We start from the raw sequence: 24,982 nt of genomic DNA, 5'->3' as shown, positions 1-24,982 counted from the left end.
TCACGAGGACGCATGCCGGCCACGGTCCCCGCCTACTGGCTCTATGCCGAACGCCTGACGGATCGCTTTCCCGATGCGCTTCATATCGAGCCGATCGTCGCCCGCAGCGCGCTGCATGGCTGGACGATCCAGCCGCATTTCCACCACCAGCTCTTCCAGTTCTTCCTCGTCGTCGGCGGGGGCGGGCGGACCCGAATCGATGGGCGCGACCGCGAGCTCAAGCCGGGCTCGGCGCTGCTGCTGCCGCCGGCGACGATCCACGAGTTCCATTTCGTCGTCGACACGGAGGGTTTCGTCGCCAGCGTCGCCGAGACATCGCTGAAGCGGCTCTTCGACGCCGAGCCCGAGGCGCGCTCCCTCCTCGCCACGCCGGCCTTGCTGCAGGCCGAGCCGGAGAGCGTGGAGGCGCAGTCGCTGGAGACGCTGATGCGGCTGGCGATGAGCGAGTTCGGCGCCAACCGGCCGAACCGGGAGTTCGCGCTGGCGGCCTATGCCGATCTGCTCGCCTCCTGGTTCTCGCGCGCGGCGCGCGGCCTGCGGGCCGGCGGAGAGCCGGCGAAGGATCTGCGCGCCGGGCTGGTGCGGCGCTTCATCGAGCGGGTCGAAATCCGCTTCCAGAGCCATGAGCCGCTGACGGAACATGCCCGCGCGCTGGGCGTCTCCGTGCCGCATCTGTCGCGCAGCTGCCGCGAGGTGCTCGGCCATTCGGCGGCCCGCGTCATCCAGGACCGATTGATGATCGAGGCGCGGCGCGACCTCGTCTACACCTCGCTGACGGTCGCCCAGATCTCGTTCCGGCTGGGGTTCTCCGACCCGGCCTATTTCTCGCGCTTCTTCGCCAAGCGGGCGGGGATTTCGCCGTCGGATTATCGGGCCAACGCTTAGCCCTGGGCTTACCCGCCGCGGTGCAGCAGCGCCGCGACCAAGTTCTCGCTCTCGCCGATATCGCCGCCGAGCGCGGCGGCCTCGAGATTGCGGGCGATGGCGGCCTCGTCGATCTCCAGCCCTTCCGCGACCGTGGCCATGGCTTCCGTGGCGCCGGCCGCCAGCAGGAAGAGTTCGGCCAGGGCCGGCCCCTCGGCCTGCCAGCCGCCCAGCCCGCGTTCCTCTTCGGCCGGCAGCCCCGCGAGGATGCCGGCGACGAGGCCGGGCGCACGCAGGCAAGCGGAGAGCACGATCTGGCAGCCGGTCGGGTTGCGCTTGTGAGCCATGGCGGAGGAGCCGCCGCGGCCGGGAACGGCCGGCTCGCGCGCTTCGCCGACGCCGTTCTGCGCCAGCAGGGAGACATCGCGCGCCATCTTGCCGAGCGCGCCGACGAGGATCGCCAGCGCTGCCGCGATCCCGGCGATGCCGCCGCGGCGCGCCTGCCAGGGGGGCGCATCGGGCAGGCTGAGCGCCGCGGCGAGACGTGCCGAGACCGCCGCGCCCTTGCCGGCGAGACCGGCGCGCGTGCCGGCGGCGCCACCGAACTGAAGGACGGCGCCTTGCTCGACCTCGTCTTGCAGCCGCGCCACCGCCGCGACGATGCCGGCCTGCCATTGCGCGATGCGCAGGCCGAAGCCGATCGGCAAGGCATCCTGCAACAGGGTGCGGCCGATGGCGGGGGTTCCGGCATGGCGGCGCGCCAGGGCGGCGAGGGCGTTCGCGGTTCTCCCGAGATCGGCTTGCAGCAGGGCATGGCCGTCGCGGATCTGGCGGACCAGGACGATATCGGCGACGTCCTGGCTGGTGGCACCTTTGTGCAGGGCCTTGGCCGCGGCTTCGGGCAATTCCTTGCGCAGGCGCGCCACGAGCGGGATGGCGAGCGTGCCGGCGAGGGCGGCCTCGGTGGCGAGCGCGGCAGGGTCGATGGCGATGCTGCCGCACAGCATCGCGATGGCTTCCGCCTCGGCCTTGCCGATCAGCCCTTCGGCCGCCTCGGCGCGGGCAAGCTCGGCCTCGAAGGCCAGCGCGTGCCGCAGCGTCGCGGCATCCTCGAAGACGGCGAGCATCGCGTCGGTGGTCGCGGGCCGGGTGCGCAGCAAATGACTCATGCGAGGCTTTTCCCTTTCGCGCGGCCATCGCGACCCGCGGCGGCCTTCTTGGCAGGGAGCGGCCGTTCGCTCAAGCGCCGGCATCTGCCGGCGTCCGCGTCCACCTGCTCGCGTTGGAAGACAGCTATTCGAAGAGATCGGGATTGAGCTGCTCGATCTCGGGCAGCGCCCGCAGCAATTCGTTGAGATGATGCCGCATCGCGGCCTCGCCCGCCGCAGCGTCGCGGTTGTCGATCGCGGCGACGATGGCCTGATGCTGCGCGATCAGCTCCTGCATCGCGTTGGGGCTCTGCAGGCTGAGATGGCAGGCGCGGTCCATATGGGCCTTGAGGTTGGAAACCAGCGTCCAGGCCATCGGGCAGCCGGCGCCTTCGGCGAGCGCCACGTGGAAACGCTCGTCGAAGCGCTGAAAGGCGGTGTGGTCGCCATTGGCCACCGCCCGCTGCTGCGCCTCCAGGCAATGATCGACGATCTGCCGGCTCGTCAGGTTGAAGCTGTCGCAGGCGCGCCGGACCACGGCGGTCTCGATCGCCTCGCGCAGGAAGCGGGCCTCCATCATCTTCTGGACCGAGATCTTGACGACGACCGTGCCGCGCTGCGGCAGGACCTCGACGAATTTCTGCCGGCTGAGCGCGATCAGCGCCTCGCGGACCGGCTGGCGCGAGACGCCGTAGCGGGTGGCGATCTCCTGCTCCGAGAGGCGCGAGCCCGGCTTCAGCTCGAGCGCGACGATGGCGCGCAGAAGCTCCTTCTCGAGCCGGTTGGCGCTCGACCCTGTCTGACCCTCGGCGAAACTCACGAAAGCAGCCTCCAAATCGCTTGCAATCGAAGCGGTATGGGATAATCTACCATACCAGTGTCGGTAACGGTATCCCAAAGTATGAATTTTACCGCGACGATCGCACGATCATTCCACGAAGCGCGCCGCGAGGCACGGCCTCTCGCGGCTTTTCCCGGCGAATTGCCTAGCAATCTCGCGGAAGCCTATGCCGTGCAGGAGGCGGCGATCGCGCTGTGGCCCGAGCCCGTGCGCGGCTGGAAGGTCGCGGCGATCCATCCCGATTTGCGCGCCCGCTTGGGCGCCGCACGGATGGCGGGGCCGGCTTTTGGCGCTGGCGTCCGCCGCGTCGCGCCGGGGGAGACGGCCGAGGTCGGCGTGATCCGCGGCGGCTTCATCGCGGTCGAGACCGAGATCGGCATCGTCCTCGGGGCGGATATCGCGCCGCGCCCGCAAACCTGGACAGCGGAAGAGCTGATGCCCTTCATCGGCGGGGTGCATGTCGCGATGGAGATCGCCGGCTCGCCGCTGCCGAGCATCAACGAGATCGGGCCGCAGGCCATCATCTCCGATTTCGGCAACAATACCGGCATCGCCGTCGGCGCTTCGCTGGGGATCGAGCAGGGTCTTTCCGATTTCGAGACGCAGATGCGGATCGATGGCGAGGTCATCGGCCGCGGCCGCAGCCACGGCCCGAATGGTGGGCCGCTCGATGCCTTGCTCTTCCTCGTCAACCATCTGGCGAGCCGTGGACGCGGCCTCGCCAAGGGCGATGTCGTCTCCGCCGGGGCGACGACGGGCGTCCATCCCATCGCCATCGGCCAGGTCGCGGAAGCGATCTGCGCCGGGGCTCCACCCCTGTCCGTCAGGCTGATCGAAAGGCAACCGGCCAGCTAGCGGCAGTCCGCCTCAACCAAAGAAGAACCGGCCCGAAAACGGGCCTTGCCAGGGAGAGAACATCATGATTGCACGTCGCATCTTACTTGCCGGCGCCGCCGCGCTGGCGGTTTCGGTCGCAACCGCCACGGCGGCGCTCGCCCAGGGCGTGACGCTTCGTTCCGCCGACATCCATCCGACCGACTACCCGACCGTCGAGGCGGTCCGCTACATGGGCAAGCTGCTCGAGGACCGCACCCAGGGGCGCATCAAGATCAACGTCTTCCACTCGGCCCAGCTCGGCCAGGAGAAGGACACGATCGACCAGACCCGCTTCGGCGTCATCGACATCAACCGCATCAACATGGCGCCGTTCAACAACCTGATCCCGGCGACCAACATTCCCTCCCTGCCCTTCATCTTCCGTTCGGTCGACCATATGCGGAAGGCGATGGACGGACCGATCGGCGACAACCTGCTGAAGGAGTTCGAGAAGCACGACTTGATCGGGCTCGCGCTCTACGATTCCGGCTCCCGCTCGTTCTATAATTCCAAGCGCCCGATCAACACGCCGGCTGACATGAAGGGCATGAAGATCCGCGTCCAGCAATCCGACATGTTCGTCGCGCTGGTCTCGGCGCTCGGGGCCAACGCCACGCCGATGCCCTTCGGCGAGGTCTATTCCGCGCTCCAGACCGGCGTCATCGACGGCGCCGAGAACAACTGGCCGTCCTATGAATCGACCCGCCATTTCGAGGTCTCGAAGTTCTATTCCGTGACCGAGCACTCGCTCTCGCCGGAAGCGCTGGTGATGTCGAAGAAGAGCTTCGACAAGTTCAACGCGGCCGATCAGGCGATCATCAAGGCCGCCGCCAAGGAATCGGTGCTCAAAATGCGCGAGCTCTGGGATGCGCGGGAGAAGGCGTCCGAGACCAAGGTCAAGGCCGGCGGCGCCCAGATCAATCAGGTCGAGAAGAAGCCCTTCATCGACGCGATGAAGCCGGTCTACGACAAGTTCGTCACCGATCCGAAGCTGAAGGAGATGGTGGCCGCGATCCAGGCGGTGAACTGAGCCTCGTTCAGACGGGGCGGCTTTCGGGCCGCTCCGTCTTCGGCCCCTTGCCAGCAGCCCGGGCAGATTCCATGCGCGCTTTCACCGCTTTCCTGACACGCCTCGACGCCAAGCTCAGCCTGTTCGCGCTGATCGCGGCCGGGGCCGGGCTCGTCCTGATGACCGTGATGGTCGCCTGGGGCGTGTTCGGCCGCTATGTGCTCAACGACACGCCGATCTGGGTCGAGGCCGGATCGCTGTTCCTGATGTCCTGGTTCATCCTGCTCGGCGCCGCGGTCGGCGTGCGCGAGAGCGACCATCTCGGCTTCGAGGTCGGGCTGGTGATGTCGCCGCCGCCCTTGCGCGCCGCGCTGATCGTGCTGGGCGAGGGGTTGGTCTGCGCCTTCGGGCTCGCCATGCTCGGCTATGGCTGGCAGCTCGCGGCCGGCACCTGGGCCGACCGCATGCCGATCATCGGCATATCCCGCGGCTGGGACTATGTGCCGATCGCGGCAGGCGGCGCCCTGATCACGCTGTTCGCGCTGGAGAAGCTCCTGCTCTTCACCACCGGCGAGGAACAGGCCCCGCTCGGCTTCGTCCATTTCGGCGAAAGCCAGGAGGCCTGAGCCATGGAACTCTGGATTCTCTTCGGCGTCTTCGCGGTTCTGCTGCTGATCGGCGTACCCGTGGCCTTCTGCCTCGGCATCGCCTCGGTCGCGACCGTCGCCTATATGGGCCTGCCGCCGGTCGTCGTCTTCCAGCAGATGAATTCCGGCATGAACGCCTTCGCCATGATGGCGATCCCGTTCTTCATCTATGCCGGCGATTTGATGATCCGCGGCGGCATCGCCGAGCGGCTGATCCAGATGGCAGCGAGCCTCGTTGGCCATTTGCGCGGCGGTCTGGGCCAGGTGAACGTGGTGACCTGCACGCTGTTCGGCGGCATCTCCGGCTCGGCCGTGGCCGATGCTTCCGCCGTCGGCGGGCTGATGATCCCGCAGATGAAGAAGCGCGGCTATGACGCCGACTATGCCGTCAACGTCACCGCCAACGCGGCGATAATCGCGCTCCTGATCCCGCCTTCGCACAACATGATCATCTATTCGCTCTCGGCGGGCGGCAATCTCTCGATCGCGGACCTGTTCACGGCCGGCGTCGTGCCGGGCCTCTTGCTCTGCGCCGCGCTGATGGTCGCGGCCTGGGCGGTCGCGGTGAGGCGCGGCTATCCGCGCGAGCCCTTTCCGGGCTTTGCGACCGTCGGCCGCTATGTCGTGCTGGCGCTGCCCGGCATCCTGCTGATCGGCATTATCTTCGGCGGCGTCCGCTCAGGCGTCTTCACGGCGACGGAATCCTCCTGCGTCGCCGTCGTCTACGCGATCCTCGTCACCATCTTCGTCTATCGCCAGCTCACCTGGACCGCCTTCGTCGAAGCGACTTTGGGCGCGGTGCGCACCACGGCGATGGTATTGCTGGTGATCGGCACGGCCGGCGCCTTCGGCTGGCTGATGGCCTTCCTGCAGGTGCCGCAGGCGACCATCGCCGCGATGAAGGCGGTCTCGGACAACCCGATCACGATCCTGCTGATGGTCAACCTGATCCTGCTGGTGCTCGGCACTTTCATGGACATGGCGCCGATGATCATCATCTGCACGCCGATCTTCCTGCCGGTGGTGAAGGCCTTCGGCGTCGATCCCGTGCATTTCGGCGTGATCCTGATCCTCAACGCCGGCATCGGCCTCAACACGCCGCCGGTCGGCTCGGTGCAGTTCGTCGCCTGCGCCATCGGCCGCATTTCCATCGGCGAGTCCATGCGCACGATCTGGCCGTTCTACGGCGCCAGCATCGCCGTGCTCCTGCTCGTCACCTATGTGCCCGGCCTGTCGCTCTGGCTGCCGCGCCTGTTCCACTGAAGGACCGACCATGACCATCGAGATTCGCCAGGTTTCCCACCCCGAGGCCGTCAAGGGCTTCGACACGGCGGAGCTGCGGCGCCACTTCCTGATCGAGACGCTGTTCGTTCCCGGCGAGACCAAGCTAACCTACAGCCATCTCGACCGCGTCATCGTCGGCGGCGCCATGCCGACGAACAAGCCCGTCGTGCTGCCGACGCCCAAGGCGGTCGGCACCGATGCCTTCCTGAAGCGGCGCGAGCTCGGCATCGTCAATGTCGGCGGCCCCGGCAAGGTCTCCGTCGGCGGGAAGGACTACCCGCTCGCCAAACGCGATGCGCTCTATGTCGGCAAGGAAGCGGGCGAGGTCGCCTTCGCCAGCGACGATGCCGGCAACCCCGCCAAGTTCTACCTGCTTTCGACCCCGGCCCATGCCGTGCACCCGACCAAGGTGATCCGGGAGGCCGATGCCAAGACGATCGCGCTCGGCGAGCAGGCCACGGCCAACAAGCGTGTCATCCGCCAGTACATCATCCCCGGTGTCTGCGAGACCTGCCAGCTCGTCATGGGCGTGACCACGCTCGACGAAGGCAGCATCTGGAACACCATGCCGGCGCATGTCCATGACCGGCGCTGCGAGATCTATCTCTATTTCGACGTTCCCACGGATGCCCGCGTCTTCCATCTGATGGGCGAGCCGCAGGAGACACGCCATCTCGTCGTCGCCAACGAGCAGGCGATCCTGTCGCCCGGCTGGTCGATCCATTCGGGCGTGGCTACCCGGGCCTATTCCTTCATCTGGGGCATGGGCGGCGACAATGTTGACTATACCGACATGGACATGGTCGCCACCGGGGATCTGCGCTGATGCGCTCACCGTTTGATTTGGGCGGCCGGACCGCGATCGTCACCGGGGCCAATACGGGCCTCGGCCAGGCGATCGCGGTCGCGCTCGCCCAGGCCGGCGCCGGTATCGTCGCGGTCGGCCGCTCGAGCATGGCGGAGACGAAGGTGCTGGTCGGGGCGACCGGTCAGCCCTTCCACGAGATCGCTGCCGACCTCGCGACGCTGGAGCCGATTGCGCGGATCGTGGAAGAGGCCGAGGCGGCGGCGAAGGCCAACGGCTCGCGCCTCGACATCCTCGTCAACAATGCCGGCATCATCCGCCGTGCGGACGCGCTCGATTTCACCGAGGCCGATTGGGATGCGGTGATGGATGTGAACCTCAAGTCGACCTTCTTCCTGACTCAAGGGGTGGCGAAACGCATGCTCGCCGACGGCAAGGGCGGCAAGGTCATCAACATCGCCTCGCTGCTCTCCTTCCAGGGTGGCATCCGCATCCCCTCCTATACGGCGTCGAAGAGCGGGCTTGCGGGGCTGACGCGGTTGCTCGCCTGCGAATGGGCGGGCAAGGGCATCAACGTCAACGCCATCGCGCCGGGCTATTTCGTGACGAACAACACGGAGGCGCTGCGGGCCGATCCGGTACGCAACGAGGCGATCCTCGCGCGTATCCCGGCCGGACACTGGGGCCAGCCGCAGGAACTCGGCGGAGCGGCGGTGTTCCTCGCCTCGGACGCTGCGGCCTATGTCCATGGCGTCGTCCTGCCCGTCGATGGCGGCTGGCTGGCGCGCTGACGCGATGCGCGGATGCCGCGGATCGCTCAACGCGTTCCGCGGAACCCGCGTCCGTCTTGATCGATGACGGGCATGGCGACATGCTCCGCCTCCTTGTCCCATCGCATTGTCTTGACGCGAGCCGGTGTCCGCTTCGCCGCGACGATGCTTCGGGATCGGTTGGCGGGGCTCCGGAGATGGCGATGAGAGGGACAACGATGCGCGGGCTGGTGCTGGCCGCGATCCTGGCAGCGAGCGCGCCATCGCCCGCATGGCCGGCCGAGCCGGGCAAGGGCGAGTTCCTGCAGGACTACATCACCTGCGAGCTCTGGATGAAGCGGGAGGCGACGGATGCGGAGATGCATGCCGCCATCGGCCGCTGGCTGGTCGATGCCTTGCGCCAGCAATCACCCAGGCGGCTGCCTCATCTCTCGGACGAGGTCATCATCGACGCCGTCGAGCGGCACTGCGCCGCCCAGCCCGGTCACAAGCTGAGCGTCGCCGCCTTCCTGGCAGGCCACCGCCTGCCCGACTAGATCGCCGCGCGTCCTGACGGGCGTGACGCGGCGATCGATCTTCTCGTCATCGCACCGGATTCTGCCGGAGAGCGGACACCGCTTTCCGGCCCGGTGCGACAGAGGCCGTGACGAAGGGCCTCTGCGGGCATCTCACCAGCGATCGTCGTAATAATGACGGCGATAGCCATAGGCGGGCGCCCAGGGCGGCGGGCCGCCATAGCGTCGACCATAGCCATAGCCGCGGCCATAGCCATAGCCGTCGCCACGGCCATAATAGCGCTGGCGCGCCATGGTCTCCTGCATGATCATCAACCGCTCGCGCTTCGCCTCGGTCATCGCGAAGTGAAGCGGCTGCCGGTCGAGCTGCTGGGCCAGGACCTGCGGCAGCGCTTCGTCTGCCCGGGCCATCGGCGCCGCCGCCATGACCGAAGCGGCGCCAAGGATGGCCGCTGCCAAAACTGAATACCGACGCATGGGAATCTCCCTTTCTGCTGTCGGGCATTAAAGCCCTTGGTATTGGAACGCAGGCTGAACGAAATCGTTCGCCTTCGTTCATCTGCCATGATGCGACGCCAGGGCGCTCGGCGCCGCGTGGAGGGGTGAGGGCAGGGCTTCCCGGAGCGCGGCAAACGCCTTCAGCCGCTGTTGTCGGTCCCGCCGGTGCGGCTGGTGGCGGACTGGCTTCTGGCGGCGTTGTCGAGGCACTGCGCCATCTCGGAGGTGCCCCATTTGAACTTCGAGCACTGGGCGGTTCCCACGGTGAGGTCGCGGGCGGGGTGATCGGACTGGGGCGTGCTGTTGCAGCCGGTCAGAGCCAAGGTGATGATGGCGAGCGCCAGTCGCATTGGATTCCTCCTTGCCGTTAGGGCCGGCGATTAGGCCGCCTGCGCCGGATCGATTCAACCCCCGTCGATTGTCGCAGGGGTGCGCTGGCTTCGATCTCTGTCGCGATCTAGGCCGCCGAGCGCCTCCGCCCGTCCCTGAGCAGCGCCAGCGCGGCATCGACCAGCGCGTCGCCATATCCGGCGCGGGCGTGGTCCTCGGTCATGATCTCGTTGAGCAGATCGGTCGCGATCAGGGCGGCCGGCCGCTGCGCCGGATCGCCGAAGCCGCCGCCGCCGGGCGTCGCGATGCGAATGGTCTCGCCGGCATCGACGAGAAGCTGGGCGATCTTCGAGGGCAGCGCCTGCTGGCGCCCGGTTCCGGGGTTGCGGGTGACGCGGCCCTTTCCACCGGTCAGGCCGCCTTCCGCGCCGGGCGCCCCGGCCTTGTGCCGGTCGGAGCGGGCTTCGAGATTCGTCCTGTCGTGCAGAGCGCGCACGGTGCGGGCGATACCCATGCCGCCACGCCACCGGCCGCAGCCGGCCGAGTCCTGGACGAAGGCGTATTCCTCGACATGGAGCGGGAATTCGTTCTCCAGCGCCTCGGTCGGGAGGTTGAGCGAATTGGTCACATGGACATGGATTCCGTCCATGCCGTCGCCGTCGCAGCGGGCGCCGCCGCCGCCGCCGACCGTCTCGCCGCAGATGTAGAAGCTGCCATTCTCCGGGCGGTGGCCGGAGACGCTGAAGGAGGGCAGCACGTCATAGGCCGAGGCGATGCGCGTGGCGGGATCCACCAGCGGCTGGAAGGCGCCGAAGATCGCGCCGGCCAGGCGCTGGCAGGCGATGGTGCGCGAGCCCACCGGGGCGGGCGAGCGCGGATTGACGATGCTGCCTTCCGGCGCGCGCAGGACGATCGAATCCATCATGCCGGAATTCGCCATCAGCTCGGGATCGAGCAGCGCCTTGACGCAGTAATAGGCCGTGGCCCGCAGGGCGTTCGGGGCAATGTTGATCGCTCCGCGCGCCTCCGGCCCGCTGCCGGCGAAGTCGATCACCAGCTTGCCGTTCTCGACGCTGACGGCGGCGCAAAGCGGCACCATCTCGCCATCGGGCAGGCCGTCATCGTCGAGCCAGGCGGTGAAGCGGCTGGGCGGGCCTTCCGCGAGGCCGGCGATGCGCAGGTCCAGCCGCCGCTTGGTATAGGCGAGCAGGTCGCGGATGCGCGCCTTGAAACCGTCGACGCCCATGCGGCGCACCAGTTCCAGCGCGGCGTCGCAGCCGCGCTCATTGGTGGCGACCTGGACGCGCAGGTCGAGCAGGCGCTCCTCCGGCAGGCGCGAATTCAGCGCGATCAGGTTGAGGAGGTCCTCGTCGACCTCGCCCTGGCGGCTGACCCGCATCGCCGGGATGCGCAGGCCCTCCTCGAAGATCGAGCGCGCCGTCGGCGAGACCGAGCCGGGCACGGCGCCGCCGACATCGGTATGGTGGCCGATATTGACCACGAAGGCGATCAGCTCCTCGCCGTGGAACACCGGCGTCGCGATGGCGATGTCGGGGAGATGCGTGCCGCCGGCCGCGTAGGGGTCGTTCGAGATGAAGGCGTCGCCCGGGCGGATTTCGGCGCGCGGATAGCGTGCCAGCAAGGCTTCGACGACGCCCATCAGCGAGCCGAGATGGACCGGGATATGCGTCCCCTGTGCGACCAGCCGGCCCTGCCCGTCGAACAGCCCGACGGAGAAGTCGCGGCGTTCCTTGATCTGCGCCGAGAAGGACGAGCGCATCATGTTGATCGCCATGGTCTCGGTGATCGAGAGCAGGCGATTGGCGAAGACCTCCATCGCGATCGCATCGAAACCTGCGATCGACGGGGCGGCTTTGACGGGCATCGGCATGGTCGGATCCTCAACGCTCGAGCGCGATATGGATATTGCCGAGGCCGTCGACCTCGGCTCTCTGGCTGGGGAGGATGACCGTCGTGCCGCTCATCTCCTCGACGATCGCCGGCCCCGCGAACGGGATGCCGGCGGGCAGGAGTGCGCGCCGGTAGATCGGCGTCTCGACCCAGCCGCGATCAGGACCGAAATAGACCTGGCGCGTCTCGATCCGCGCGGCGTCGAGCGAGGTGCCGGTCGCTGGTGCCGCGCTTTCGCCCTTTCTGACATGGCAGACCGCCTTGAGCCGGACATTGACCACCTCGATGTCGCGCCCGTCCAGGCTGTAGCCGAACTGGTCGGCATGGGCGCGGTGGAACCGGCCGACGAAATCGTCGAGCAGGTCGCTCCGCAGATCGTCGAGCGGCACGGGGATGTAGTGGCTCTGGCCGCGATAGCGCGCATCGAGCGTGAAGAGCAGCTCCTGGCCGGAATGCGGGATCGCCTCCGTTGCCAGCCAGGCGCGGCCGGCCTCGGAGAGTTCGGCGCCGAGCGCGACGAGGTCGGCCCAGCTCTCCGAGTTCACGCGGATCAGGGCCGTGCGCACATAGTCGCGGCTGAGATCGGAGAGCAGGACGCCGCGCGCGCAAAGCGTGCCGGGCTCCTGCGGAACGACGATCTTGTCGAGGCCGCATTCCTCCGCGACGTCGGCGGCATGCAAGGGGCCGGCGCCGCCGAAGGCGAAGAGCGTGAAGGCGCCGAGATCATGCCCGTGTTCGATCGACACGGAGCGGATCGCCCGGCTCATATTGGCGGTGGCGATGCTGACGATGCCGTAGGCGGCTTCCTCGACCGAAAGCCCGAGCGGGTCGGCGATCTGGCTGCGGATCGCCGCATAGGCGAGGCCGCGATCGACCTTCATCCGCCCTTCGAGCAGGGCCACCGGGTTCAGCCGGCCGAGCACGATATTGGCGTCGGTCAGCGTGATCTCGGTGCCCCCACGCAGATAGGAGATCGGCCCCGGCATGGCGCCCGCGCTCATCGGCCCGACCTTCAACGCCCCGGCATCGTCCAGCCGCGCGATGCTGCCGCCGCCGGCGCCGATGACATGGATGTCGACCATCGGCATCCGCACCGGGTGGCCGGCGACCAGCCGGCTCGAGGTGAACTGCGCCCGGCCGCCGGTGATCAGCGAGACGTCGGTGCTGGTGCCGCCGACATCGAAGGTGATGATCTCGCTCTCGCCGATCTCGGCGCCGATCCGGGCCGAGCCGATCACGCCTGCCGCCGGCCCCGACAGGCAGGTGAGCACCGGCAATTCCTCGACGGTCTGCACCGGCAGGAGCCCGCCATTGGAATGGAAGGTCAGCGGCTCGACGCGGATGCCGCAGGCCGCGATCTTCTCGCGCAGGCGATGCAGGTATTTCTGGGTGCGCGGGCCGACATAGGCGTTCAGGACCGTGGTCGAGAAGCGCTCATATTCGCGGAACTCGGCGACGACCTCGGAGGAGATGCTGACATAGAGATCCGGCGCGACGCGTGCGATCAGGTCGCGGACCGCGCGCTCATGCGCCGGGTTGCGGTAGGAGTGCAGAAAGCCGACGGCGATGGCCTTCACGCCGCTGTCCCGCAGCTGGACGACGAGTGTCTCCACCGCCTCGAGATCGGGCGCGGTCAGTGGCGTTCCGGTCTTGTCGAGGCGTTCCTCGACCTCGACCCGGCGATGCCTCTCGACCAGCTCCTCGGGCTTGCGCACCGACCAGTCGAAGAGCGAGGGCCGGGTCTGGCGCCCGATGGCGAGGACGTCGCGGAAACCCCGGGTGGTCAGGAGCCCGGTCGGCACGCCGCGGCGCTCGATCACCATGTTCGTGGCGACGGTCGTGCCATGGCCGACATAGCCGACATCGTCCGGCGAGACCGCGTTGAGCTCCAACATCTCGACGATGCCCGAGGCGATGGCGCGCGAAGGATCGTCCGGCGTCGAAGGCACCTTGTGGAAGGCGGTCGGGCCGCCTTCGGTATCGACCATCACGAAGTCGGTGAAGGTTCCGCCCACATCCACGCCGATGCGATACATGCCGCCATTACCCTTCATGGTCATCCGGTCGGCCCGACGGTGTCGCGGGCCGGAGCGCTTTCGCGCCGAGATCGGCGATTGCGGCGTCGAGCGAGAGGCGGCCGCCAAGGGGCCGATCTTTCCGGAATTGGCCCTGCAACGTCCCAGCCATCTGTTCCGCCGTGTTGACGACGCTAGGGACGGGTATGGTATTATGTCCAATAGAAATTCGGCAGCACTCTATTCCTAAGGTTATAGTATGCCGCGTGCGATCAATCTTCGTCAGATCGAGATCTTCAAGGCGCTGATCGAGCACGGCACGGTCAGCCGGGCCGCCGAGGCGCTCTATATCTCGCAGCCGGCTGCCAGCAAGCTCCTGATGCAGCTCGAAAAAGACAACGGCCTCAAGCTCTTCGACCGTTACAAGGGGCGGCTGTTCCCGACGGCGCAGGGCTTGCGCCTGCATGAGGAGGTCGCGCGGATCTTCGTCGGGATGCGCCAGGTCGAAAGCGCGATCGGTCTGATCAAGCGCGAGGATCAGGGGCGGCTGGTGATCGGGGCCATCCCCGCTTTGAGCGGCGCCTATATGCAGCGCACGACGATGAGCTTCCTCAAGCGCAATCCCAATGTCTATTGCATGGTCAAGTCGCCGAGCTCGCAATGGATTCCCGAATACGTGCTGACGCGCGTGCTGGACATCGGGATCGTCACGGCCCGCGCCGCGAACCCCTACATCGTCACCGAACCGCTCTTCGAGCATCCGCTGCTCTGCATCATGCCGATGGACCATCCGCTCGCGGCGCTGAAGGTCATCCGGCCGGAGAACCTGCACGACGTTCCCTTCGTCGCCTTCAACACCGAGACCTATACCGGGCAGAAGGTCGCGAGCATGTTCGAGAGCTACAATGTCCGGACCCATGTCGTCCTGACCGCCGACTCCAATTCGACCCTCTGCCATTTCGTCGCGGCGGGGCTCGGGGTCTCGCTGGTGCATCCGCTCTTCATCGCGGGCGTGGAGAAGCAGGTCGTGGTGCGCCCGTTCGAGCCGACCATCCCGCTGGATTTTCTGGTCTGCTTCGCGCGCGACGCCCGCAACGTCCCGCTGATCGCGGACTTCGCCAACGAAGCCAAGGCGACGGCGACGAGCTTCATCGACGATCTGGCGAAGAGCTGGGCCTGACGCCGGCCTTCGGTTGCCGCGGCGGCGCGCGCCGCATGCGGTCAGTGCCGGTCGGCGCGCGGATCGAGCCAGTCGCGCAGCCAGTCGCCCAAGAGATTGACGCTGAGCACGGTGAGCATCAGGGCGAGGCCGGGCAGGGTGATGATCCACCAGGCGCTGGCGATATAGGTGCGCCCGTCGGCGAGCATCCGGCCCCAGCTCGGCGAGGGCGGCTGGATGCCGAGGCCGAGGAAGCTCAGGCCGGCTTCGAGCACGATGGTGCGCGCGAGTTCCAGCGTCGCGACGACGAAGACCGGCGTCAGGACGTTGGGCAGGATGTGGCGCAGCAGCAGGCGGGCATGGCCTGCGCCCATGGCGAGCGCCGCCTGGACGAATTCGCGTTCCCGGACCGTCAGGACTTGCGCCCGGACGATGCGGGCATAGCGGACCCAGCTGGTCAGGGCGAGCACGGCGATCAGGTTGTGCAGGCTGGGGCCGAGCGCGGCGACGACCAGAAGTGCCAGCAACATCAGCGGGAAGGCGAGCTGAATGTCGACCAGCCGCATCAGGATGCGGTCGTACCAGCCGCCGAAATAGCCGGCGACGAGGCCCAGAAACACGCCGACCATGCCGCCGAGGATCACGGCCGAGCCCGCGATCGTCAGGGTGACGCGGCTGCCGGCGATGATGCGGCTCAGGATGTCGCGGCCGAGCTGGTCGGTGCCGAAGGGGTGGGCGCCCAGCCCGGCCCAGGAGAGCGTCGGCGCCATCATCCGGGCCTTCAGGTCGCCGCGCGTCGGGTCGGGCAGGCCGAGCCAGGGCCCGGCGAGCGCCAGCACAAGCAGGAGCACCAGCAAGGCGGCGCCGAGCAGGCCCAGCCAGTTCGCGCGCTGGCGATGCAGGAACGAGAGCAGCCTCATGATTCCTGCCGGATGCGCGGGTCGATCAGGGTGTAGAGCAGGTCGACCAGGAGATTGACCAGGACGAAGATGGTGGCGACCACGGCGACGCCGGCCTGGACGACCGGGAAATCCTTGGTCTCGATCGCCTGCACGATCAATCGCCCGACGCCCGGCCAGGCGAAGACGGTCTCGGTCACGGCGGCGCCGCCGAGAAGCTCGCCTGCGAGGATCCCGGTCATGGTGATGACCGGGATCAGCGAGTTGCGGCCGACATGCCAGATATAGACGCGGCGGGGGCTAAGGCCCTTCGCATAGGCCGTGCGGACATAGTCGTCGCGCATCACGTCGAGCATGGAGGAGCGCAGCAGGCGCGCGATGCTGGCCGTGGTGAAGCAGGCCAATGTCACCGAGGGCAGGACAAGGTTCTGCCATTCGCCGTAGCCGCCTGTCGGGAACCAGCCGAGCTGCACCGCGAAGAGCAGGATCAGCATGATGCCGAGCCAGAAGGAGGGCGTCGCCTGGCCGAGCAGCGCCACGAGCAGGACCAGCCCCTCGATCGCGGATCCCCGATAGATCGCGGCGAGCGCGCCGGCCATGCCGCCGATCAGCACGCCGATCGCCAGCGCGCAGCCGGCGAGCAGGGCCGTGGCCGGCAGCCTTTCGAGCACGACGTCGAGCGCCGGGCGCGCGAACTGGAAGGACTGGCCGAAATCGCCCTTCAGCGCATGGAGGAGGAAGGTCAGATATTGCTGCAGCAGCGACTGGTCGAGCCCGAGCTGCGTGCGCAGCTCGTGCATTTGCGCTTCCGTCGCGCCGATCGGCAGCAGCAGCACGGCGGGGTCGCCGAGCAGCCGCGAGACGACGAAGACGATCGTGACCACGCCCCAGATCGCGATCAGGCCTTCGCCGAGGCGGGAGGTCAGGTGGCGCGGCATCCGGCGGCCTCCATCGTCAGACGATCCTCAGAGCTTCAGCCCGTAGATTTCCACGGCCGCCTCGCGCGAGATCCGCTCCTCGCGCAGATCGCGCTCGACCAGCGCGCGGTCGCGCTTTTTCGGATCGCCGAAGCCGCCGCCGCCGGCCGCGACCATGCCGACCCATTCGCCCGGCTGCAGGATGCCGGCGCGGCGGTCGAGCGGCTTGGCGCCGGGCGAGAGCTCGACGCGCGCGGTCAGGCCGTCCTGGCCACCCTTGAGGCCGAAGGGCGGCACGATGCTGTTGGTGCCGCCGGCCGAGATGCGGGCGGTGTGGTCGAGCATCTCGACGCGCCGCCTGAGCGTCATGCCGCCGCGATACTCGCCCGCGCCGCCGGAATCCTGCACCAGCTCGTAGCACTTCACCATGACGGGGTGCTCGATCTCGAGCGCCTCGATCGGCAGGTTGGCCGTGTTGGTCGTGTTCACCTGCACGCCGTCGAGCCCGTCCTTGTTGGCGCGCGCGCCCATGCCGCCGCCATGCATCTCGTTATAGACGTAGAAGCGGCCGGTGCGCGGATGGATTCCGCTGGTGGTCAGGAGCGTGCCGCCGGTCGAGGCGGCGGCGATGCGCTCTGGCACGACATCGGCGAGCGCGGCGAAGATCATGTCGACGAGGCGCTGGCCGATATCGGTGCGGCTGTAGACGGCGGCCGGCGGCGTCGAGTTCAGCACGGAGCCCAGCGGCGCGGAGACATGGATCGGCCGGTGGAAGCCGGAATTGGCCGGCAGATCGGGATCGACGATCGCCTTCACGGCGAAATACACCGTCGCCAGCAGCGCCGTATAGACCATGTTGATGGGCGCGCGGACCTGTTCGGGCGCATCGGGGAAGTCGATGAAGATCTCGTCGCCCTTGACCTCGATCACCACCTTCAGGTCCATCACGCCATCGATCAGGTTGCTGTCGAAGTCGTGGCGGAAGCTGTAGGTGCCGTCCGGAATCTGGGCGATGCCGGCGCGGGTGCGCCGCTCGGTATAGTCCAGCACCTGCGCGCCGGCGGCGCGCACCGTCTCGGCGCCGTATTTGTCGCAGAGCGCCTGGTAGCGCTGCACGCCGAGGCGATTGGCCGCCATCTGGGCGCGGAAGTCGTTGATGCGCTCGCGCGGCACCTGGCAGTTCAGCAGGATGAGCTGCATCAGGTCTTCCTGGAGCACGCCCTCGCGATAGAGCCTGACCGGCGGGATGCGCAGGCCCTCCTGGAAGATATGGGCGTGGCCGCGATCGACGAAGTCGGAATGGTGGGCGAGGTTCGTCACCCAGGCGACGAGCCTGTCGCCATGGAAGATCGGCTCGAGGAAGACGATGTCGTTGAGATGCGTGCCGCCGCCGGTATAGGCGTCGTTGCCGACGAAGACGTCTCCCGGACGCACGGTCGAGAGATCGTGGTTCTTGAAGACGTGCTCGGCGATGCCGAGCAGCGAGCCGAGATGCACCGGGATATGCTCGGCCTGGGCGATGGTGCGTCCGGCGGCGTCGAACAGCGCGGTCGAGCAGTCCTGCCGCTCCTTGATGTTGGTCGAGTAGGCCGCGCGGATGATCGCCTTGCCCATCTCCTCGACGATGGTGGTGAGCGCGCTGCCGATGACCTCGACGGTGATCGGGTCGAGCTGCGTCTTGGCTTTGTCCAGCATGGTCAGCCCTCGATGATGAGGTTGAGATGGGCATCGACCGTCGCGACCTGTCCGGGCAGGACGAGCGTGGTCGAATCCATCTGGTCGATGATGGCGGGGCCGGTCACCTCATGGCCCGGGCCGAGCAAGGCGCGGTCATAGATCGGGCAGTTGGTAAAGCCGCCGGTTTCCGGCAGCCAGACCTCGCGCCAGCCGGTGATCGCGACATTGCTCGTGCCGGAGGCCGGGGGATAGGCCTTGAGGTCGGCCTTGGGCACGAGGCCAACCGCCTCGATGCGCAGCGTCGTGACCTGCACCGGCTCCTCGGCGGCGACATAGCCATAGACCTGCTTGTGGATGCGCTCGAACTCCGCGCGCAGCATGACGAGGGCGGCCGCGTCGATCGGGCCGGCGGGGCAGGGCACGGTGAGCTCGTAGCCCTGGCCGCCATAGCGCATGTCGACCGAGCGGATCAGCGAGCGGCGCTCCTCGGGGATCGCCTCCTGCGCGAACCAGTCCTGCCCGCGCTCCTCGAGGCCGGCGAAGCCGCTCTCCATGCCCGGCGCGCCGGCCTCGCTCAGGGGCAGGAGCCGCGTCAGCGAGAGGTTGGTGCGCAGATCGGTGAGCAGCAGGCCGAGCGCGCACATGATGCCCGGATATTTCGGGACGACGAGGCGCGGGATCTCCAGCTCGCGGGCGAGCCGGGCGGCATGGATCGGGCCGGCGCCGCCGAAGCCGAGCATGACATAGTCGCGCGGATCGTAGCCTCGCTCGACCGAGATCACGCGGATGGCCTTGGCCATATTGGCGATGACGACGCTGATGATGCCCTGCGCCGTCTCCATGACGCCGAGGCCAAGCTGGTCGGCCAGGCGCCCGATCGCCGCCTTGGCGCGGGCCTGGTCGATCTTCATGCGGCCGTTCAGGAGATGCGTCGGGTTCAGCACCTGCAGCACGACATTGGCGTCGGTGACCGTCGGCTCCTCGTTGCCGCGCCCGTAGCAGACCGGGCCGGGATCGGCGGCGGCCGAGCGCGGGCCGACCTTGAGCAGGCCGCCGGCATCGATATGGGCGATCGAGCCGCCGCCGGCGCCGACGGTGTGGATGTCGAGCATCGGCAGCTTCAGCGGATAGCCGTGAACGACGGCATCGTTCGACATTTGCGGCCGGCCGCGGTCGATCAGCGAGACGTCGGTCGAGGTGCCGCCCATGTCGAAGGTGATGATGTTGTCGAAGCCGGAAAGGCCGCCAACGGACAACGCGCCGATGACGCCGGCCGCCGGCCCCGAGAGCACGGTGCGCGCCGGGAAGTTCTGCGCCACCTCCGACGAGATCACGCCGCCATTCGACTGGGTCAGATGCGGATGGGCATCGATGCCGATCTCGGCCAGCCGCGGCTGCAGCTTCGAGAGATAGGATTTCATGATCGGGCCGAGATAGGCGTTCACGACCGTGGTCGAGAGCCGCTCGTACTCGCGGAACTCGGGGGCGACCTCATGCGAGATCGAGACGAAGGCGCCCGGCATCTCCTCGGCCAGGATCTCCTTGACGCGCTTCTCATGCGCCGGCTCGACGAAGGAGAACAGGAAGCAGACGGCGACCGTGGTGATGCCATCGGCCTTCAGCTTGCGGGCGGCGGCACGGACCTCATCCTCGTCGAGGGCCGTGTGGATGCTGCCGTCGAAGCGCACGCGCTCGCTGACCTCGAGACGCTTGTCGCGCGTCACCAGGATGCGCGGCTTCTGCGTCTGGATGTCGTAGAGGGAATCGCGCTTCTGCCGGCGCAGTTCCAGCACGTCGCGAAAGCCCTTGGTGGTGATGAGGCCCGTCTCGGCGCCGCGCCCGACGATCAGCGCATTGGTCGCGACCGTGGTGCCATGGCCGAAATAGACGACGTCGACCTTCTGCCCCGTCGCCTTGGCGACCTCTGCGACGCCCTGCTCGATGCCGCCGGCGATGCCCAGCGAAGGGTCCTGTGGCGTGCTCGACACCTTCCAGACATGGATCTCGCCATGCGTCTCGTCGAACATGCAGACATCGGTGAAGGTGCCGCCGGAATCGACGCCGACGCGCAGCTTCAGGGTGGTTTCGTCTTGAACGGTCATGACTTTGTCGCGATCCGGTTGATCGGAAATTCAGGCAAGGCTCCGCCGCCGGCGAGCCGATGAGGCCCGCCGCTCGGGTCGTTCGAGGGGCGCTCAGCGCGTCTTGATGTCGATCGCGCGGACCCAGTCGTCGCCGCGCGCCTGCCAGGTGATGGTCTTGGACTGGGCGTAGGTGATCGGCGTGAAGAACATGAAGATCGAGGGTGAATCCTCGCAGAGCTGCTTGGTCAGCTTGCGATAGAGCCCCAGACGCCTGATCGGATTATTGGTCGAACGGGCCGCCTTCGCGTCCTCGTTGAAGCTGTCGTTCTCCCAGTAGGATTGCGGGTTCTCCTTCTCCCAGAAGTTCAGGAGCCCGCCCGCGTCGAGCGTTGGCCACCCCAGGCCGAAATAGGCGGAGTCGCCGAGATTCTTGCCGACGATGTACTTGTTCATGAAGGCGCCGAATTCCATCTCGCGCAGCTTCACGGTGACGCCGATCTCGCCGAGCTGGGAGGCGACGACTTGGGCGATGTCGGAAGCCTGGATGTAGCGCCCGGTCGGCACTTCCAGATCCATGGTCAGGCCGTTGGCGAAGCCGGCCTCGGCCAAGAGCTTCTTGGCCTCGGCGGGATCGTAGGGGACGGGCTTCAGATCGGGGTTGTAGCCGAAATAGACCGAGGACAACGGCTGGCAGGCGCTGATCTGGGCCAGGCCGTCGAGCAGCCCGTCATTGATCGCCTTGCGGTCGATGCCGAGATTGAGCGCGCGCCAGAGCTTCGGGTTGTCCTTGAACGGCGCCTTCAGCCCGTTGAGCTTGATGAACATGCCGCGCGTGCCGGCGACCGAGGAGGCCTCGGCCTTGCCGCCTGCCTTGATGCGCGCGATCTCGGAGGTCGGGAAGCCGGTGATGAGATCGACATCGCCGGCCTGGAGCGCGGCGATGCGCGAGGAATCCTCGGGGATGATGCGGAAGGTGACGTTGTCGAAGGCCGGCTTCTCGCCCCAGTAGTCCTGGCGCGCCTTCAGCACGATGCGGTCGCCGCTGGCGAAACGGACGAGCTCATAGGGGCCGCTGCCGAGCGCCGCCACGGAGGGGTTGTTCTGCTGCGTCCATTTCGGCGGCATCAGCAGGAACATCGACATCTGGTCGGGCAGGTCGGGATAGGCGCCCTTGGTGACGAACTCGACGGTGGTCGGAGAAATCACCCGGACCTCGTTGATCGCGGCGAACCAGGGCTTGTTGCGCGCGCCGGTCTTGGGGTCGAGCACGCGCTCGACATTCCATTTCACGGCCTCCGCATCGAGCTTCTCGCCGTTCGAGAAGGTCACGCCCTCGCGCAAGGTAAACTGCCAGGCGGTGTCGCCGATCGCCTGCCATTTGGTGGCGAGGCCCGGCCGCAGCTTCAGGTCGGGGCCGCGATCGACCAGCGGGGTGTAGATATGGGCGGCGACGCTGAGGTCGGTACCGACCGTCGTCGACTTGTCGGGATCGAGCGTGTTGACGTTGCTCGACAGCGCGATCGTCAGGTCGCGCGCCAAGGCGGGAGAGAGGAGGGCGGTTGAGCTCATCGCGAAAGCGAGAGCGGCGGCGAGGCTGTGGGCCCGGTTGCGCATGACGATCCCCTGTGCTTGACTTTGGCGCCAATCTTGAATTCACGATTGGCATCTGTCAATCTCGGTCTATGGATGTTTTTGCTCAATCGGCGGGCGCGGGCAGTGAGCTTCACCTCCGGATGCCTGCAGGCGAATTGCGGTCGGGCGGCAAAGCGGGTGATGATGGCCGGGGGAACATGCTCGGATTCGTCTTTTGGAACACGGCGCGATGGTTTTGGTGACTGAGCAGGGCGGCAGGACGGCTGGCGAGGCGGGCGGCAAGCGCGCCGCCGGCGGCAGCGCCTCGCGGGCGCGCGAACTCGCAAAGCTGATCGAGAAGGACATCAGCACGGGCCGGCTCAGCGCCGGCTCCTGGCTGAAGCAGGTCGATCTCGAAGCGCAGTACGGCGCCTCGCGGCTCGACATCCGCCAGGCGCTGGACCGGCTCGAGGAGAAGGGCTTCGTCAAGCTGGAGGCCAATCGCGGCTATCGCGTCGAAACCTTCGACAAGGAGCGCTTCCGCAATGTCGTGACGATCCGCGCCATCCTGGAAGTCGCGGCCGCCGCGGAGGTGCTGAAGCATATCGACGAGGCGGGGCTGCAACGCTTGCTGCTGCGCGCCGACGCCTTCGCCGAAGCCGTCAATGCCGGGACCGTGGTCGCGCAGGAGGAGGCGAACTACGCCTTCCATGCCGTGATGCTGGAATTCTGCCCGAACCGCGACCTCGTCTCGATGATCTTCGATTTGCGCAGCCGGGTGCCCGTCACGTTGACGCGCGAGAAGAACACCGCCGCCCTGCTCGCCAATACGGTGAGCGAGCACTACGAGATCGTCGAACGCCTGCGCGAGCGCGACAAGCCCGGGCTGGAGGCCGTCGTCCACAAGCATGTGATGGGCGGTCTCGAAGTCGTCTGACATCACTCAAGGGAATTGAGCCATGCGCGTCGCCATCATCGGCTTCGGCGGGATCGGGCGCGGCTATGCCGCCTACCTGACCGTCCAGGGGCATGAGCCCGTGATCTGGTCGCCGAGCGGAGCGGCCCTGGCCGATTTCGCCGAGGACGCATCGCTGACCGTCACCGGCAAGCTCGAAACCGCCGTGCCGTTGCGCATCGCCCGCGATTGCGCCGAGGCCGTCGCGGGGGCCGAGGCGGTCATCGTCACGGTGCAGGCGAATGGCTTCAAGACGGCGCTCGATGCGCTCGCACCGCATCTCGTTGCCGGACAGAGCGTCATCATCAGCGCCCATTGCTCCTTCGCGGCGCTCCATCTGCACCGTCTGCTGCAGGAGCGGGGCGTCGACGTCCCGATCGCGGCCTGGGCGACGACGGCGCTGACTGCGCGCAAGAGCGGGCCGCGCAGCGTCCATGTCTCGGGCATCCGGGCGAAGCTCGACGTCGCCACCTTGCCGGTTCGCCATGCGCAGGCGGGCCTCGATGCCTGCCGCGCCCTGTTCGGCGATCGCTTCGAGCCGCGCGAGGATGTGCTCGCGATCATGCTCAGCAACCTCAACCCGCCGGCCCATGTCGCGAACATGCTGGGCAACCTGACCCGTGCCGAGCGCGGCGAGGATTGGCCCAATTACGGCTCGATCACCCAGGGCGTCGGCCGCATCGTCGATGCCATGGATGTCGAGCGCCTGGCGCTGGCCGGGGCCTTCGGCCTGTCGGTCCGCAGCGTGCAGGACCACTATGTGCATTCCTTCGGCGTGGCGCCGGGCCCGGTCGGCGAGATGGCGGCGGCCGTCTACAGGAACCGCCCGGAGCTGCTCGGCCCCAAGACGCTGGACACCCGCTTCATCACCGAGGACGTGCCCTTTGGCCTGGTGCCGCTCGAGGCCTTGGGGCAGGTCACCGGCGTGGCGCTGCCGCTGCATCAGGCCGGTATCGCCCTGTTCGACGCAATCTGCGCCCGGAACTTCCGCGCCGAGAACGATCTGCTGCCGGCGCTCGACCTTGGCCGGTTTTCCGCCGCGCAGCTCCACCGGGAGCTGCGCGGGGACTGATCCGGCTCTAGTCCGCCACCGGCTCCCCGAGCGTGTGCATCAGCCGGTTGGCCCAGCCGAAGATCGAGGCGGAGAGGATGAGGTCGAGGATCTCGACCTCGGACAGGCCGACCTCGCGCAATGCCGAAAGCTCCGCCGGGCCGGCGGCGGGCGGCGATTGCGAGAGCTTCACGGCGAAGTCGAAGATCGCCTGATGCTGTTCCTCGAGCTCGGCCTGCGTGCCCGCCGCGAAGATCGTCTCCATCACCTCCGGTCGCTTGGTGAGCTGGTTGAAGCGCGAGGCGTGAACCGCGGCGCAGTAGACGCAGGCATTGACGATCGAGGCCGCCACGGCGCCGAGCTCGCGCTCCGCCGAGGACAGGCCGCCCTTGCCGTACATGATCGCGTTGAAGAGCGGCGAGCGCACCTTGAGCGATTCCGGATCATGCGCCAGCGTCAGCACATAGGCCGAGATCTTCTTGTTCGACGGCGTCACCTGCATCGCCTCGAGCTGCTCGGGCGTCGCCTTGTCGATCTCGACGGGCGTGACATAGGGCTGCCAGCGCGGAACCGTCGCGGTGAATTCGTGCACGACCTTGCTCATCGGGAGGCTCCCAGCAGGCGCAGCCCGGCGATGACGCGGGCCTGATAGTTGACGAAGGCGGCAAGCTCCGCCAGCCGGACGACATCGGGTTCAGTGATGCCGGCGGCGACGAGCGCGGCGACATCCCCCTTCGTCGCCTCCCGCGTCCGGGCGGTGAGGATGTCGATGTGGCGGACCAAAGCGGCGAGCCGGGCATCGGCGCCGGCCCGGCTCGCGTCCTCGCCGGCAGCGATCGCGGCGAGGACCGGCGTTTCGCCGGCATCCGCCAGCAAGGCGCGGTAATGCGCGGCCAGGGCGTCGTCGCGATTGACGGAGGCCATGCGCGTCGCCAGCGCGGCCCGCTCGGCATGGCTGAGGCCGCCCGGCTCGCGCGGCAGCAGCACCGCATCGTGGCTGGCCTGACTCAATTCCATGATTTGCGCCCGCTGTGCCAGCGCCTCGGCGAGGGGGGAGCCTGCCCCGACGCCGGCCAGGGTCTCGATCAAAGTCATTCCATCCTCCGCGCAAGGCGGGCGTCTCGTCGCCCGATCGAATAATGCTTGACGCGTATC

Annotated in this window: 24 protein-coding genes; 11 read left to right on the top strand and 13 right to left on the bottom strand. The window is 67.7% G+C overall.

The features are described from left to right. Positions 1-12 precede the first annotated feature (12 nt). Positions 13-885, top strand: coding sequence for a helix-turn-helix domain-containing protein (locus IED13_RS10115; RefSeq protein WP_051987951.1), 873 nt, complete (start codon positions 13-15; stop codon positions 883-885). 8 nt (positions 886-893) lie between these two features. On the opposite strand, the gene IED13_RS10110 is transcribed toward IED13_RS10115, so the two are convergent. Further along, positions 894-2,033 (bottom strand): lyase family protein, encoded by a 1,140-nt coding sequence (locus IED13_RS10110; protein ID WP_191124104.1) that lies wholly within the window; start codon positions 2,031-2,033, stop codon positions 894-896. A 124-nt stretch (positions 2,034-2,157) separates the two neighbouring features. Further along, entirely contained in the window at positions 2,158-2,832 is a 675-nt protein-coding gene (locus IED13_RS10105; RefSeq protein WP_260368412.1) for a GntR family transcriptional regulator, read from the bottom strand. A gap of 81 nt (positions 2,833-2,913) precedes the next feature. Between IED13_RS10105 and IED13_RS10100 the strand changes: the two genes are divergently transcribed. From IED13_RS10100 to IED13_RS10070, 7 genes are all read left to right on the top strand, one after another. Beyond that, the gene (locus tag IED13_RS10100) at positions 2,914-3,708 is read left to right on the top strand and encodes a 2-keto-4-pentenoate hydratase (protein WP_191124103.1); all 795 of its coding nucleotides are present in this window, start codon (positions 2,914-2,916) and stop codon (positions 3,706-3,708) included. Between the two features lie 64 nt (positions 3,709-3,772). Then, a complete protein-coding gene (locus IED13_RS10095; protein ID WP_191124102.1) occupies positions 3,773-4,759 on the top strand; it encodes a TRAP transporter substrate-binding protein in 987 nt (328 codons plus the stop codon). A gap of 71 nt (positions 4,760-4,830) precedes the next feature. Continuing rightward, on the top strand, positions 4,831-5,364 hold the full coding sequence (locus IED13_RS10090) for a TRAP transporter small permease (protein ID WP_191124101.1): 534 nt from the start codon (positions 4,831-4,833) through the stop codon (positions 5,362-5,364). 3 nt (positions 5,365-5,367) lie between these two features. Beyond that, a complete protein-coding gene (locus IED13_RS10085) occupies positions 5,368-6,648 on the top strand; it encodes a TRAP transporter large permease (RefSeq protein ID WP_191124100.1) in 1,281 nt (426 codons plus the stop codon). Between the two features lie 10 nt (positions 6,649-6,658). Further along, complete coding sequence (gene kduI, locus IED13_RS10080; RefSeq protein ID WP_191124099.1) at positions 6,659-7,495, top strand: 5-dehydro-4-deoxy-D-glucuronate isomerase; 837 nt, start codon at positions 6,659-6,661, stop codon at positions 7,493-7,495. Further along, complete coding sequence (gene kduD, locus IED13_RS10075) at positions 7,495-8,265, top strand: 2-dehydro-3-deoxy-D-gluconate 5-dehydrogenase KduD (RefSeq protein WP_191124098.1); 771 nt, start codon at positions 7,495-7,497, stop codon at positions 8,263-8,265. Before kduI ends, kduD begins: the two co-directional genes overlap by 1 nt. Positions 8,266-8,447: 182 nt before the next feature. Further along, complete coding sequence (locus tag IED13_RS10070) at positions 8,448-8,780, top strand: hypothetical protein (RefSeq protein WP_156115943.1); 333 nt, start codon at positions 8,448-8,450, stop codon at positions 8,778-8,780. A 132-nt stretch (positions 8,781-8,912) separates the two neighbouring features. Here IED13_RS10070 and IED13_RS10065 read toward each other — a convergent pair whose 3' ends face one another. The 4 genes from IED13_RS10065 to IED13_RS10050 form a co-directional block, all read right to left on the bottom strand. Beyond that, positions 8,913-9,236: a hypothetical protein gene (locus tag IED13_RS10065; protein WP_191124097.1), complete on the bottom strand. Its 324-nt coding sequence runs from the start codon at positions 9,234-9,236 to the stop codon at positions 8,913-8,915. Positions 9,237-9,397: 161 nt separating this feature from the next. Beyond that, the gene (locus IED13_RS10060) at positions 9,398-9,607 is read right to left on the bottom strand and encodes a hypothetical protein (RefSeq protein WP_112764930.1); all 210 of its coding nucleotides are present in this window, start codon (positions 9,605-9,607) and stop codon (positions 9,398-9,400) included. 107 nt (positions 9,608-9,714) lie between these two features. Continuing rightward, positions 9,715-11,478, bottom strand: a complete 1,764-nt coding sequence (locus IED13_RS10055; RefSeq protein ID WP_191124096.1) for a hydantoinase B/oxoprolinase family protein — start codon at positions 11,476-11,478, stop codon at positions 9,715-9,717. 10 nt (positions 11,479-11,488) lie between these two features. Further along, a complete protein-coding gene (locus IED13_RS10050) occupies positions 11,489-13,558 on the bottom strand; it encodes a hydantoinase/oxoprolinase family protein (RefSeq protein WP_248312533.1) in 2,070 nt (689 codons plus the stop codon). A 214-nt stretch (positions 13,559-13,772) separates the two neighbouring features. Here IED13_RS10050 and IED13_RS10045 point away from each other — a divergent pair, with 214 nt between their 5' ends. Continuing rightward, positions 13,773-14,693, top strand: coding sequence for a LysR substrate-binding domain-containing protein (locus IED13_RS10045; protein ID WP_038362954.1), 921 nt, complete (start codon positions 13,773-13,775; stop codon positions 14,691-14,693). A 41-nt stretch (positions 14,694-14,734) separates the two neighbouring features. On the opposite strand, the gene IED13_RS10040 is transcribed toward IED13_RS10045, so the two are convergent. The 5 genes from IED13_RS10040 to IED13_RS10020 all read right to left on the bottom strand — a co-directional run bounded on the left by IED13_RS10040 (position 14,735) and on the right by IED13_RS10020 (position 21,863). Continuing rightward, positions 14,735-15,592: an ABC transporter permease gene (locus IED13_RS10040; RefSeq protein WP_191124095.1), complete on the bottom strand. Its 858-nt coding sequence runs from the start codon at positions 15,590-15,592 to the stop codon at positions 14,735-14,737. Then, positions 15,589-16,509: an ABC transporter permease gene (locus tag IED13_RS10035; protein WP_191124094.1), complete on the bottom strand. Its 921-nt coding sequence runs from the start codon at positions 16,507-16,509 to the stop codon at positions 15,589-15,591. Before IED13_RS10035 ends, IED13_RS10040 begins: the two co-directional genes overlap by 4 nt. A gap of 27 nt (positions 16,510-16,536) precedes the next feature. Next, positions 16,537-18,183, bottom strand: coding sequence for a hydantoinase B/oxoprolinase family protein (locus tag IED13_RS10030; protein WP_191124093.1), 1,647 nt, complete (start codon positions 18,181-18,183; stop codon positions 16,537-16,539). Between the two features lie 2 nt (positions 18,184-18,185). Further along, positions 18,186-20,267 (bottom strand): hydantoinase/oxoprolinase family protein, encoded by a 2,082-nt coding sequence (locus IED13_RS10025; RefSeq protein ID WP_191124092.1) that lies wholly within the window; start codon positions 20,265-20,267, stop codon positions 18,186-18,188. A gap of 93 nt (positions 20,268-20,360) precedes the next feature. Further along, on the bottom strand, positions 20,361-21,863 hold the full coding sequence (locus IED13_RS10020) for an ABC transporter substrate-binding protein (RefSeq protein ID WP_191124091.1): 1,503 nt from the start codon (positions 21,861-21,863) through the stop codon (positions 20,361-20,363). A 208-nt stretch (positions 21,864-22,071) separates the two neighbouring features. Here IED13_RS10020 and IED13_RS10015 point away from each other — a divergent pair, with 208 nt between their 5' ends. Next, a complete protein-coding gene (locus IED13_RS10015) occupies positions 22,072-22,758 on the top strand; it encodes a GntR family transcriptional regulator (protein ID WP_191124090.1) in 687 nt (228 codons plus the stop codon). Between the two features lie 22 nt (positions 22,759-22,780). Next, the gene (locus IED13_RS10010; protein ID WP_113251904.1) at positions 22,781-23,848 is read left to right on the top strand and encodes an NAD/NADP octopine/nopaline dehydrogenase family protein; all 1,068 of its coding nucleotides are present in this window, start codon (positions 22,781-22,783) and stop codon (positions 23,846-23,848) included. A 7-nt stretch (positions 23,849-23,855) separates the two neighbouring features. Here IED13_RS10010 and IED13_RS10005 read toward each other — a convergent pair whose 3' ends face one another. Both IED13_RS10005 and IED13_RS10000 read right to left on the bottom strand, forming a co-directional pair. Next, positions 23,856-24,431 carry a peroxidase-related enzyme gene (locus tag IED13_RS10005; RefSeq protein WP_113251905.1) on the bottom strand — a complete coding sequence of 192 codons (576 nt, stop codon included), beginning with the start codon at positions 24,429-24,431 and terminating at the stop codon, positions 23,856-23,858. Continuing rightward, positions 24,428-24,922, bottom strand: coding sequence for a CMD domain protein (locus IED13_RS10000; RefSeq protein WP_113251906.1), 495 nt, complete (start codon positions 24,920-24,922; stop codon positions 24,428-24,430). The genes IED13_RS10005 and IED13_RS10000 overlap by 4 nt, the downstream gene beginning before the upstream one ends. Between the last annotated feature and the right edge of the window lie 60 nt (positions 24,923-24,982).

Source organism: Allobosea spartocytisi, assembly GCF_014764685.1.
In the GTDB taxonomy this organism is placed as follows: Bacteria; Pseudomonadota; Alphaproteobacteria; order Rhizobiales; family Beijerinckiaceae; genus Allobosea; species Allobosea spartocytisi.
This window is presented reverse-complemented; position numbering and strand designations above follow the sequence as displayed.